Raw genomic sequence first — 12,492 nt, forward strand, 5'->3', positions numbered from 1 at the left:
TGCTGATTTTGATATATGACCTCACCCAGATGAGTGATTGCATTTTGCAGATTTTCCTTAACAATAAAAGTTAGTAAACTATGCAATCACCTAAATGAAGCATTTGTCACAATTAATCATCAAGCTAATGACTAGAGTTTACTGACCATCTGATTGGAAGTTATGGATAAATTTATATAAGTTTCTTAAGCAAAATTAAAGATAACCTGAGGTGATCGCAGGGAATAATTAATAGGGGGTTTCTGTTATGGAACTTTCCGTCTAGTAAACGTTATTATGGTTAACTCTCAAATTAGGGCTGTTGGGAACCTGTAGTTTATCCTCTGCGTCCTATGTAGCCTAGCAGTCAGTAAAACCAGTAAAGCATTTTTGTCAGTTAAGTCAGTCAGGAATTATCACTCTGAACTTGTGTACATTGCTATGACACATTTCAAGTTTAGATATTCAGAGCTTCAATTTTTCTAAATCCCCATACCTGAACAATTACTCTCAACAATTGTATTTCTGCATATTTATTAAATCTAAACAAGTAGTTACATACGTAACTTAAATAGTTATTTGATTTCTAGATTCAGATTTTTAGTTTGTAACCTCTTCTCATCGTTAAGGCAGCCTGATTCCATTAATAACAGTAGTGAACATTCTCTATCCTATGAAAAATCATAAAATACCCAAAACAATGAGTGTAAATACTTAGTCGAATTCCAGCTAAATCTTTAGAGGGATAGTGATAGCCGTCCTTTGACTTTTTTAGTTAATTTGTAATAATATGTAACTCCAGACGCAAGAGAAAAAAAGGTTGATCATGTATTATACAAATCAACTTTGGAGCAAATGACACATTATTAGATCAACTTTATAAAACTTAAAGATTGTGATTTTAAGCTATCAAGCTCATAAATTTAGATTTTAAAGTTATAGGGTCTTCTTTAGTATCAGACTTCTAGTCTTGGAGAAGCACTCTTAGAAAACGCTTAGTTTAAAAAAAGTAGGAGCGAATATGTCTGAAGAACCATTGACCCAACCCACGCCAAAGACAGTGGATAGGCAAGCTAACAAGCAGGTCGGTCTGTCTGCTGACATGGTTCGCACATACTTGCATGAAATCGGGAAAATCCCTCTACTCAGCAATGAAGAGGAGATTATCTATGGCAAGCAAGTGCAGCAGATGATGGCGCTGTTTGAAGTTCAAGAAAAGATTGCTCAAAATAGCGATCGCCTACCAACTGAGCTAGAGTGGGCGGAAACTGTTGGGCTAGAGCCAGAGATTTTGCGTAGCCTTATTCGTGTAGGCACACGCGCTAAACGCAAGATGATCGAGGCAAACCTCCGATTAGTAGTCTCTGTCGCTAAGAAATATCAAAAACGGAACTTAGAACTTCTGGACTTAGTACAGGAAGGAACTCTGGGGTTAGAGCGAGCCGTAGATAAGTTTGACCCTACTAAAGGCTTTAAGTTTTCGACCTATGCCTATTGGTGGATTCGTCAAGCAATTACGAGGGCGATCGCTCAACAAGCACGGACTATTCGCTTACCAGTTCACATTACCGAAAAGCTCAACAAAATCAAAAAAGCCCAACGTCAACTTTCCCAAGATCTTGGTCGAGTTGCCACGGTAGCTGAAATTGCTTATGAGCTAAACATCAAAACTGATCAAGTTCGTGAATGTCTATCCCTATCGCGTCAGCCAATTTCCCTTGACTTACGCATTGGTGATAATCAAGATACAGAACTTGCTGAGTTATTAGAAGATACAGGACGTTCTCCTGATAACTATGTAGAGCGCGAGTCTTTGCGGACAGATATTCAAAGCTTGCTTAAGGAGTTACCCGAAAAGCAACGTCAAGTGATGATTTTGCGTTACGGGCTTGAGGATGGACAGGAAATGTCGTTAGCTAGTATTAGCAAGCGCATGGATCTTAGCCGCGAACAAGTAAGACAATTAGAGCGTCAAGCGATGGATTATCTCCGCAAGCGCAAAACCAGAATGCAAGAATATCTTGCTAGTTAAAAATAAGTGTGGCTCTTAGAGCCACACTTATTTTTTTATTGAAAGTTATAAAAGTTAAGCCTTAAAAATTTGCAATAATCTAGAGTTAGTTCTTCAATATTTACCCAAGTCACAACCTTTATGCCGCTCAAATCTACAACCCGTCATATTCAGATTTATGCTGCCATTGTTGAGGAGCAGAATGATGAGCTTATCGATAGCGAAAACATGCTCACCCTAGATGTCGATCCTGATAATGAACTGAACTGGACAGATGGCGCTCTGCAAAAGGTATACCGCAAGTTTGATCAACTTGTGGCGGATTATAAAGGCGCAGACCTGTCTGATTACAATTTGCGTCGCATTGGTTCAGATTTAGAGCATTTTGTCCGATCGCTATTACAAGAGGGCGAAGTTACTTACAATCTCAATCATCGATCGCTTAACTACAGTATGGGTTTACCGCAGATCGTCAACACTGAAGCCAAATAGAGATATAGACATCGCTTCACGTTGTTTATTCTCATTATCAAATTTAGCAATACTCAAAAACTATGTCTGAAACCACTGCATCAACTTCTGAAGAGCCAAAGGCAAAACCTGCCGCAAAGCCCAAAGCCGAAAAGCCTCCAGCGATCGAAGAGTTACCCTTTGACGAATTTATTAACAAGCATTATCTACCTGCCTTAACTAAAGCCTTTGCTAAGCAAGGTGTAGATGATTTGCAATTGGAGTTTGGCAATTCTCAAGTACATGGGATTTGGGCGCAAGGGCTACGCCAGTTTACGGTTTATTTTTCTAAAGCAGATCTCAATGCTCAGAAGGCTTTTTCCTGTGCTGATGCTGGGCGATCGCCTAGTACAATTGAGCCATTTTTGATCGATGAGCGTAAAGCCCCTCTCGATTTACTTGTATTTGGTGTAATTCAACGCTTAAATGCCCAAAAGTGGTTAACAGCCAACTAGAAAAAAAGGGGTGCAACGCACCCCTTTTTTCTGGTTATTTTTTATTTCGGAACAATAACTTGTACACCATTTTCTATTTCAATTTTCATTCCCAGTTTATCTAGCTCCTGAGCAATAATCTCAACAGTTTTTTTATCCGTCGCATTTTGCAAAACTACTGACCAAGCGCCGATCTGGGCTTTCGTCAAATCCCGTTCTTCTTCTAGCCATTTAGCTGATTGGCGAGATATCTCAGCAGCAAACTTAGGATCTTCGATCAGATCTTTGCCTGACAAGCTAGCTCTCTCAGCCCATGCCGCAGCTTGAAGATAAGAAAATCTTGCGCCTTTAGCATCACCTAAAAACAATAGCTGATCCGTTGCCTTATAACGCCACACAGTATAAGCACTAGGCTGTTGATCGGGATTTAGAGATTTTAGACCCTTACTATATATTTCGATCGCTTGGCTAGGAACTCCCGCAAATATTGAGACGCTAGCTGACATATATATGTAGCTTTTAATAAATCTGGGATCTCGAGCAATAATATTTTCAAAATACAGTGGGCTTAACCCGTATCCCGTTTGCAGGGTGTTTCTCGAAACATCATCGCCAAAGTATTGCAAAAATTGTAAAAAAGCAAAGTTGGCAATCATGTTATTAAAGCCAAATCCGCGCGATGGCAATTGCCTAATTAGTTTAAGACGCGCTTCTTCATCTCTGACTGCCTTACGAGTCTCTTCTGGAGTTTGTCCACTCAGTCGTTGATTAAGTTTAGGAAATTGCAAAGCGAGCGCGATCCCTGCAAAAACAGCGATCGCGCCTAAATTAATTGCAAGTTTACGAAGCCGCATTTGACTTAATTGCCTTCGGAAATGAATGTATCTTTACTGAGACTATCAATCAGTTTATTGCTTGGTGCGCCATCAGCAGGGCTAATCGTGTAAAAATTTTGTGCTCTGACGATCGCATTACGAGTTTCGCCACTTAATACCCCATCCACTTTACCTGTGTAGAAGCCTCTCTGAGCCAGTAATCTTTGCAATTCTGAGACTTGAGTATTTGCAGTTGTAGCAGGTGTCGTGGGCTGAGCCACGGGGGCGGGGGTGGGCTGGACTGCTGGAGCAGGTTTAGGAGTTGCTTGAACTGTAGGTTGAGGGGTAGCAACTGCTTGCGGTTGAGTCGTTGGTTGAGGTGTTACCTGTGGTTTGGGTTCTACCCGAATAGTTGGTGTGACCGTTGGTGTGACATTAGTTACCGCAATCTGTTGCTTGGGTGCACCTGCTTCTAGAGCCGCGATCGTTCTTGCCCCAGCTACGCCATCCGCAGTCAAACCATAGGCTTTTTGAGCAGCAATAATTGCTTCTCTAGTACGTGTACCTAGAAAACCTGTGATTGGACCATTGTAAAATCCGCGATCGGTCAGCAAGTTTTGTAAATTGGCAACTCCACCGTCATTAGCCGTAGCCACATTACTAGCAGCAGCTTGATTACCCGTAACTGGCGTAGCGGCGGCGGATGGTCTTACATCTGCTTGCAATGCAGCGATCGTCTGACGACCTGCAATACCATCAGTTGTTAAGCCATAGGCTTTCTGAGCAGTAGTGATCGCCGCATTAGTCTGCGCTCCCTTAACTCCATCGATCGCCCCATTATAAAAACCACGCTTGGCTAGCAACTGCTGGAGTTCTACAACATTTTTATCTCCAGCCACCGCAGTGGTGGTTGAGGATGTTGGCGCGTTTTTGCTGGCAATACTAACAGTGCTTGCTCCTGATTCAAGAGCAGCCATAGTTTGAACACCTGCAATCCCATCGGTGACTAAGCCATAGTTTTTCTGAGCCGCAATGATTGCCGAGCGAGTTTGTGGTCCCATGATGCCGTCAACAGCACCGTTATAAAAACCACGTTTGCTGAGCAATTCTTGCAGCTTGGAAACTTCTATACTTTTAGTAGTTGCAGTGGTGATAATGGGCGTAGCTTTAGGTTTACCACCATCTGACTCTAGCGCTGCTAAGGTTTGTGGACCTGCAACACCATCGGCTGTGAGGTTATAAGCTTTCTGAGCAGCAATGATCGCCGAGCGAGTCTGAGATCCCATGATGCCGTCAACAGCACCGTTATAAAAACCACGATCTGCTAGCAGTTTCTGAAGATTCATCACAGTCGATGAGACGCTAGTAGTAGTTTCAACTACGGCAATAGGCTCAACAGTATTGGCTTTTGTGGCGATCGCATCTGAGGCTTTACCATTTTCGAGGGCGGAGATCGTTTGACTACCCACAATCCCATCAGGAGTAAGCCCAAAAGCTTTTTGGGCGCGGAGGATAGCATTTTTAGTTGAAGCTCCTGAAACCCCATCGATCGCTCCTGGGTCAAAGCCATTTTTGGCTAGTAGCGATTGCACATATTTCACATCCGATGATGGGGTTTCAGCAGCTAAAGCATTTAGGGTAGAGCCTAAGCCAATCATGAGAGTAGTACCTGTCAGGAGTACACTCAAACTGAGTTTTGCAGATTTGGTAGTTAATTTCTTGAGCCATGTTTGGAAAGATTCAGTACTTTCAATACTTTCATTGGCGATCGCATCATCAGTGTAGATAGATTCTTCTTGGATATATGCTAGGAGTTCCATAATTAGACCTTTTAGAGATTAAAAATTAAGATTTGCGATTGGAAAAAATTCAATTTGATTGGCGAGATTTGATCAGCATTTATTTAGGAAGAATTGGCATTTTTGGCTGCTGGTGCATTTTGACTAGAGGTGGGGACTTGAGTTCCATTTCCTAACGGAGTGTTGCTAGGACTTGGAATTGGCTGAACAGTTTGATTTGCATTACTGGAAGTGATTTGAGCAATAGTCTGAGCAGGATTTTGAGATTTAAGAGCTGTCAGTATATCTGCGGACAAATCACCCGTGGCGACTTGTCCATAAGCAAGTTGAGCCTTCAAAATACCTGCCTTGGTCTGCATATCGTATAAACCATTAAGATCTGCATCATAAAAGCCTCGTTCCTTAAGTAACGTTTGGATTGCCAAGACATCCTGATTAGCTGGCAATCTGGGAAAAGCAGGCTGAGTGAGGGGAAGATTGTTGCCACCAGCTAACAATGCCCGAATAGTTAAGGGCCCTACAAAGCCATCCTGAGATAAGGCATAAGCTTTTTGCGCTTTCAATATGGCGTTAGTTGTAGTTTGCCCTAACTGTCCATCGATTTCACCTTGATAAAATCCCCTTTGTTTCAGTAGCATTTGCAAATTGCCAATCTCACTTATCGCTGGCTGTTGAAAGTTACTGGCTGGAGGGTTATTTGACCGCACAATCACAATTGTCTGGTTTGGGGACTGGCTACTAGTCGGGTTACCTGTAGGTTGATTTGGTTGCTGAGGTACTAAAGGCGTTCTCACTAATGAGTTTCGCAACAATGCCAAGGTTTTCTCCCCAGGAATACCATCGGCAACTAGATTGGCTTGAGTTCTTTGAAAGTCAATCACGGCTTGCTTGGTATAGCGACCATAGACCCCATCAATTGCACCTACCGCAAACCCACGCTGAGCCAGCAATGTCTGGACTTCCAACATATAGCTGGTATTGCAAAGATACAAATTGTTACACCAAGGTGCAACATTCACCGATGGCTCTAGTACATGAGCTGCCATAGCTGGGGCTAAATTCCAGCCCAATCCACTAAGGCTAGTAAAAGCGATCGCGGATAGTAAAGAGGCTTGCTGTTTAATCGTGATGAAATTCCAGTCAAACTTATTTACCAGATCTTCGTCAGCACAAAGCTCGTCACAAGTAATCAGATGCTGATCTGTCGCCTCTTGATTGGCTTGTTCATATGCCCATGCATCATATATGTATGCTGCAAGTTCCATAACGGCTACCAAATGATTGCGGTCTAACTTATTTTAAACGATTTTTTCTGGTTTCTTACGTCAAAAAATGTATACATTTTTTTTATAGCGCTTTGCGATCAAAACCAAATCAAGAAAAAAATTTAAAAGCGTTGAGAAGCAACGCTTTTAAATTTTTTTCTTGTAGCTCGTTAGCAAACAAAAAAATAGAATGGGGCGTGAAGCGCCCCATTCTATTTTTTATCGTAATCATTGGAAATTTCCGCAGCGATTGTTTGTTTTTTATGGATATCTGCATCGTACTTAATTCCTATTTGCACCACATTGTCCTGTTTTGGTTCTGGATGCGATCGCTCAATTCCCCTGCGCCTTTCTGAAGTCCTTACTTCACTGGTATCTTCAGTCACTACTTCATAGAGAATTGCTTGTTTATTTGTCTCAGTGCCGCGCCGCAACACCCGCCCCAAACGCTGAATATACTCTCTGGCTGAACCTGTACCCGATAGGAGGATGGCAATTCGCGCATCAGGCACATCAACACCTTCATTTAAAACATGGGAAGCAACTAGAGACCTATATTTACCCTCGCGAAAGAACGTTAGAATTTCGTGGCGTTCTTTTACAGGAGTTTGGTGTGTAAGGGCGGGAATTAGTAAATCCTGTGAGATGCGATAAACCGTAGCGTTGTCATTGGTAAAAATCAATATTCTTTCGCCGAAATGTTGAGCCAGTAAATCTGATAAGACTCGTAATTTTGATTCTGTTCCTAAAGATAATTCCTTCGATTCACGGTGAGCGAGCATTGCTCTTCGACCTGCCTGCGATCGCGCACTTGCTTGGACAAATCTTTGCCAACCTTCGAGACTACCGAGGGAAATTTTTGATTCCTTTAAAAACTGGTTCCGACTTTGAATTAAAGAATCATAGCGATCGCGTTCTTTTTCTGAAAGAGAAACTTTGATCTGGACGATTTTATGTTCGGCTAAAGCTTGCCCCGCTAAGTCTTCAGCAGATTTGCGATAGACTTCTTCACCGATGAGAAGTTCTAAATCGGCATGTTTGCCATCACTGCGTTCAGGTGTGGCAGTTAATCCGAGGCGATAGGGCGCGATCGCATATTCCGCAATCACGCGATTAAAATCAGTGGGTAAATGGTGGCATTCATCAAACACGATCAAGCCGTATAGATTGCCTAAAGCTTCCGCTTGAATCGCGGCGCTGTCATAGGTTGAAACGAGAATTGCTGTGCGATCGCGTGAACCACCGCCCAATAAACCAATCTCCACATCAGGAAACGCTGCTAATAAATGGGCATACCACTGATGCATCAAATCAAGGGTCGGCACAATCACTAAGGTGCTGCGATTGGTGACTTGCATCGCCAACTGCGCTAGATAAGTTTTGCCTGCGGCTGTCGGTAAAACAACTACACCACATTTCCCGACTCGCTGCCATGCGGTCAGCGCTTCACTCTGATGTGGATAGGGTTCCATTTTAGAGTGAGAAATCAAGTTGATTTCTTGATATCCCCGTGACTTATCTTCGATGGCAATTCCTTCTGAGCGTAGAGTCAGAATCAACTCACGATAACGATTAGCAGGAATGCGAAACTTCTCAATGCGATCATCCCATGTAGCAAATTCAATCCATGATTTACCTTTAGGTGGTGGATGGAGAATTAAGGTTCCGCGATCGTAGGTTAGCTGGGAAATACGGGGCATATCTAGTACAAATCAAGTAATTTTATATACAGACCTTGCAAAAATTCACAAAAATCTTTTCAATAGTTAAGGAACTATTGAAAAGATTTTTCGTCTTTCGTAGAAGTGTGCCTTTGTACCTAAATACAGTGATCATGTGAGGATTGTAAATGTTTATGCTCAAACCCAGATCTAGTAACTCGATCAATTTAGTTGCACTTACAGCAACAACGATCGCATCAACATTGATGGCTAGCGCTTTGCATCCCAACTATGCTCAAGCTGAAGTTCAAAAGGAATCCGCGATCGCTACAAATGAATCTGAACTAGTTCGATCAATTGGTCGTGATCCAATGATCATACCTGCCACCACAGCCAATCAATCACAGACATTACCAGTTTCCAACAATCCTAGTACTGATTCAGAAATTATTCGGGCAATCAATTCTGGATTAGGTCAATCAAAACTAGTCAAAACCAGCGATCGTACTAAACCAAATCTTAATGCTCAGGGGGTTACATCAGTTTCGCAACTAAGTGATGTTAAACCTACAGACTGGGCTTTCACAGCATTACAATCCCTCGTTGAGCGCTACGGTTGCATCGCAGGCTATCCAGACAGCACCTTTCGCGGTAGACAAGCTACTAGTCGTTATGAATTTGCCGCAGGTGTAAATGCTTGTCTCGACAAAATCAACGAAATCATCTCCGCTGGGCTAGCAGACAAAGTTGGACAAGAAGATCTCGCTACCTTGAAAAAACTGCAAGAGGAATTTGCGGCTGAGCTTGCGACTTTGCGTGGTCGAGTTGATGCTCTCGAAGCAAAAACCACCAAACTTGAAGCACAGCAATTTTCGACAACAACCAAGCTATTTGGGCAAGCTATTTTTGGACTTCAAAGCCGTTTGCCAAACACTGGTAGCCTCACTCCTAGAGATGGGACACGCAACACCGTTGATGATGCCACGAATCTTACCTTTGGCTATAACCTGCAACTCAGCTTGGTCACCCAGTTTGACAACCGCAGTCTTTTGTTAACAGGTATTCAAGCGGGGAACGCTTCCACCGCTTCGACACTTTTTGCAAACAATAACTTTCTAACCAATTCTTATACTCGCCTCGGATACGAGCTGGATACAGCTAATTCAATCCAATTGAGCGATTTGTCCTATCGCTTTTTAGTGGGCGATAATCTTGCAGTGATTGTAGGTGCAGCAGGGGTTGCTCCATCAAGTGTATTTCGCGGACCTAACCGTTATGAAAGTGCAGGTCAAGGTGCGCTCTCAGCCTTTGCTCAACGCAACCCCATCCTCAACTTTCCAGGGCAAGCTGGTATTGGCTTTGACTGGCAAATCAGCGATAACATTAGCTTGCAAGGCGTTTATGCGGCAGCATTAGCTTCAGACCCCAACAATGGTTTAACAGGTGGTCCCTTTACCGCAGGTGTACAACTTGCTCTCACACCCAGTGAAGCAGTCGATCTTGCACTGTATTACCTTAATTCCTACACCACTAATGCCAGCCTAAATACAGGCGTTGGTGATAACTTGCTTGGTCCGATCGCAGGACGTTTCTCAACCAATGCCTTTGGTGGTACGGCGACATGGAGAATCTCTCCTCAAATTACTCTGGGTGGATGGGCTGGTTATACTACATCGGCTACTAGAGATGCAGGACTTGGCGGTTCAGTTGACACATTTAATTGGATGGCGTTTTTAAACTTCCCCGACTTATTTGCTGAAGGCAACTTGGGCGGTATCTACGTGGGACAACCTCCCAAAATTACCAGCAGTAACCTTACTCAAAATGGCGTACCTGCGTTTAACATTCCTAGTGCGATCGGTTTGTCTGGTGTTGCCCCAGGAGACTTTGGTGGTCAGCCTGCCTCAACCACTCATTTAGAGTTGTTTTATCGGATGCGTCTAAATGACAATATTAGTATCACCCCTGGCTTACTATTCATTTTCAACCCTGTACAAACGGCAGGCAGTGACACCATTACTGTTGGTGCTATCCGCACAACTTTTACGTTCTAGTGCAAAATCACAAAATGGCGTAGCCATTTTGTGATTGCAAAAGCTTTACTGAGTTTGTTTTTAATTCGTAAAAGTGTCTTCACACACAAATCTAAAATTAAGGGTGGCGCTTTATGCCACCCTTAATTTTAGGAGGATTTAATTTTCAGGTTTTATGAAGAAAAAATTTTTTGAAATTTGGGGAACCATAGAAATAGCCTAGTCGTCTTGGGTGAAATCAGTTCTGATATGGAACTACTTCCGAGCTATTTACGTCGAACTGAAGCTTTTAGCTAGCAAAGCTTTAGTTCCAAGATTACTCAGGTACGCGCACAAAATATCAAGAAGGACAATAAAAATGTTAACTCGGATCAAGAATTACACATTTAATTTGGGGGCGATCGCAATTACACTTGGTGCAACAGCGATCGCAGCATCTCCATCACTAGCTCAAACAACCTCCGTACCAATTACTGGTGGTAGTTTTACAGTAAACGTGACTAATGCAGCCACAAACAACGTTAATAGCACAGCTGTAACTGTACTAACACCAGTTGGAACTGCTCAAATTTCTGCTCTTTCAGGAACTACTGCTGGGACTACTAACCTAGCTGTTGGCAATAATTTTGACATTGTTGGTAAATCCACTGGCTCTGTCAACTTTGACACTGGGACAACTGCTAACTTTACAAATGCTGATACCACCATCAAAGGTAAAGTTGTTACTACAACGACTCCTGGGAATGTCTCCGCTTTAGCAGCGCCAGCCACAGTAACTGGTTCTATTCAAAAAGACTCTTTTATCCAAGTTCCTACAGCGAACATCTCTGCATTACCATCTAACACAGTCGTTATTCCTATTACAAGTGGGAAGTTTGATGTCACTCGCTTTAATGATGGCACAACAGTTGGTAATAGCATTCCTACAGTGCTTACTCCCTTTGGAACTGCTCAACTCACCAAGTTTACATTTAAAACTCTTGAAAATTTGAATGGATCATCACTATTTGCTGTTGATGATGAAGTGCGTACTACTGGTTTAGCTTCTGGTTCTATTCCCAGCAAGGTTAGCACTTTTACTGATGCGAAGACTGCTATGGTTGGGAAGCTTACAACTGCGACAGCTAACCCAAACGCTTCATTCACTCTCAAGGGCGATATCACTGGTGGCAATCTGATTGTTCCATCTAGTGCAACCACTATACCAAACACCAGCACTGAGACAATTCTCATTCTTGTCAATAATCCCAAGTTGCTGAAGTTGGTTGGTCTGAGTCCAAGTTTCTTAGCTCCTGGTAAAAGCAAATTCCTGCTTGTACTAGTCAACAACCAAAGCTTGCTAAACTATATAGAATCAAAGTCTTCCGAATTTGATTCTAGCGATCCAGTATCTTTTGGTAATAGCAATGCTGTAGATAAGATCGTTTTCGTCAATTTCCAGAAGAAGAATCTCTACTATTTTAGCGAGGTATCTTATCAAGCTTTGTTGACAGCGATCGCTAATTCTAGCAATACCTCCAACAATAGTTCTAACAACACCTCCAACAATAGTTCTAACAATACCTCCAACAACAGTTCTAACAACACCTCCACTAATACCTCCAACAATAGTTCTAACAACACCTCCAACAACAGTTCTAACAACACTTCTAACAACACCTCCACTAATACCTCCAACAACACTTCTAACAACACCTCCACTAATACTTCTACTCAAGTTGTGAGAGTGGTTTTTGTTGGTCTACCTAGTCGCCTTATCCCTGGTTTTGGCACAGTCGCAAAATTTGAACGCCGCGATCGCAATGATGATGATGACCGCCGTGGTGATGATCGTCGTGGTGATGATCGTCGTGGCGATGACAATGATGATGACTAAATCTTAAGCTATAGCAAGGCTTAAGCTAGTTAGAAAAATTCAAAAACCAAAAGAGTAATGGCGGCGCTTCGCGCCGCCATTACTCTTTTGGTTTTGAGTGCAAAGTACG

Annotated in this window: 9 protein-coding genes; 5 read left to right on the top strand and 4 right to left on the bottom strand. The window is 42.6% G+C overall.

Annotated elements, in window-relative coordinates; translation table 11 throughout:
* The first annotated feature begins 1,000 nt into the window (after window positions 1–1,000).
* The 3 genes from H6G05_RS02675 (at window position 1,001) to H6G05_RS02685 (ending at window position 2,955) form a co-directional block, all read left to right on the top strand.
* Window positions 1,001–2,011, top strand: coding sequence for an RNA polymerase sigma factor, RpoD/SigA family (locus tag H6G05_RS02675; RefSeq protein ID WP_277874735.1), 1,011 nt, complete (start codon window positions 1,001–1,003; stop codon window positions 2,009–2,011).
* 120 nt (window positions 2,012–2,131) lie between these two features.
* A complete protein-coding gene (locus tag H6G05_RS02680) occupies window positions 2,132–2,482 on the top strand; it encodes an NAD(P)H-quinone oxidoreductase subunit M (RefSeq protein ID WP_190576082.1) in 351 nt (116 codons plus the stop codon).
* Window positions 2,483–2,544: 62 nt separating this feature from the next.
* Window positions 2,545–2,955 (top strand): DUF2996 domain-containing protein, encoded by a 411-nt coding sequence (locus H6G05_RS02685; RefSeq protein WP_190576084.1) that lies wholly within the window; start codon window positions 2,545–2,547, stop codon window positions 2,953–2,955.
* Window positions 2,956–2,996: 41 nt separating this feature from the next.
* Here the strand turns inward: H6G05_RS02685 and H6G05_RS02690 are convergent, their stop codons facing one another.
* From H6G05_RS02690 to H6G05_RS02705, 4 genes are all read right to left on the bottom strand, one after another.
* Window positions 2,997–3,788 carry a hypothetical protein gene (locus tag H6G05_RS02690; protein ID WP_190576086.1) on the bottom strand — a complete coding sequence of 264 codons (792 nt, stop codon included), beginning with the start codon at window positions 3,786–3,788 and terminating at the stop codon, window positions 2,997–2,999.
* Window positions 3,789–3,793: 5 nt separating this feature from the next.
* Complete coding sequence (locus H6G05_RS02695) at window positions 3,794–5,569, bottom strand: peptidoglycan-binding protein (protein ID WP_190576088.1); 1,776 nt, start codon at window positions 5,567–5,569, stop codon at window positions 3,794–3,796.
* Window positions 5,570–5,652: 83 nt separating this feature from the next.
* A complete protein-coding gene (locus H6G05_RS02700) occupies window positions 5,653–6,813 on the bottom strand; it encodes a peptidoglycan-binding domain-containing protein (RefSeq protein ID WP_190576090.1) in 1,161 nt (386 codons plus the stop codon).
* A gap of 212 nt (window positions 6,814–7,025) precedes the next feature.
* Entirely contained in the window at window positions 7,026–8,513 is a 1,488-nt protein-coding gene (locus tag H6G05_RS02705) for a DEAD/DEAH box helicase (RefSeq protein ID WP_190576092.1), read from the bottom strand.
* A gap of 155 nt (window positions 8,514–8,668) precedes the next feature.
* Here H6G05_RS02705 and H6G05_RS02710 point away from each other — a divergent pair, with 155 nt between their 5' ends.
* A complete protein-coding gene (locus H6G05_RS02710; RefSeq protein WP_190576094.1) occupies window positions 8,669–10,528 on the top strand; it encodes an iron uptake porin in 1,860 nt (619 codons plus the stop codon).
* Window positions 10,529–10,865: 337 nt separating this feature from the next.
* Window positions 10,866–12,383 carry an autotransporter outer membrane beta-barrel domain-containing protein gene (locus H6G05_RS02715; protein WP_190576097.1) on the top strand — a complete coding sequence of 506 codons (1,518 nt, stop codon included), beginning with the start codon at window positions 10,866–10,868 and terminating at the stop codon, window positions 12,381–12,383.
* Window positions 12,384–12,492: the final 109 nt, after the last annotated feature.

This window comes from Phormidium tenue FACHB-1050 (genome assembly GCF_014696925.1).
GTDB lineage: Bacteria > Cyanobacteriota > Cyanobacteriia > Pseudanabaenales > Pseudanabaenaceae > Pseudanabaena.

Coding starts and splice junctions, on each gene's coding strand:
- H6G05_RS02675 (WP_277874735.1), top strand. CDS start 1,001: ATGTCTGAAGAACCATTGACCCAACCCACGCCAAAGACAGTGGATAGG.
- H6G05_RS02680 (WP_190576082.1), top strand. CDS start 2,132: ATGCCGCTCAAATCTACAACCCGTCATATTCAGATTTATGCTGCCATT.
- H6G05_RS02685 (WP_190576084.1), top strand. CDS start 2,545: ATGTCTGAAACCACTGCATCAACTTCTGAAGAGCCAAAGGCAAAACCT.
- H6G05_RS02690 (WP_190576086.1), bottom strand. CDS start 3,788: ATGCGGCTTCGTAAACTTGCAATTAATTTAGGCGCGATCGCTGTTTTT.
- H6G05_RS02695 (WP_190576088.1), bottom strand. CDS start 5,569: ATGGAACTCCTAGCATATATCCAAGAAGAATCTATCTACACTGATGAT.
- H6G05_RS02700 (WP_190576090.1), bottom strand. CDS start 6,813: ATGGAACTTGCAGCATACATATATGATGCATGGGCATATGAACAAGCC.
- H6G05_RS02705 (WP_190576092.1), bottom strand. CDS start 8,513: ATGCCCCGTATTTCCCAGCTAACCTACGATCGCGGAACCTTAATTCTC.
- H6G05_RS02710 (WP_190576094.1), top strand. CDS start 8,669: ATGCTCAAACCCAGATCTAGTAACTCGATCAATTTAGTTGCACTTACA.
- H6G05_RS02715 (WP_190576097.1), top strand. CDS start 10,866: ATGTTAACTCGGATCAAGAATTACACATTTAATTTGGGGGCGATCGCA.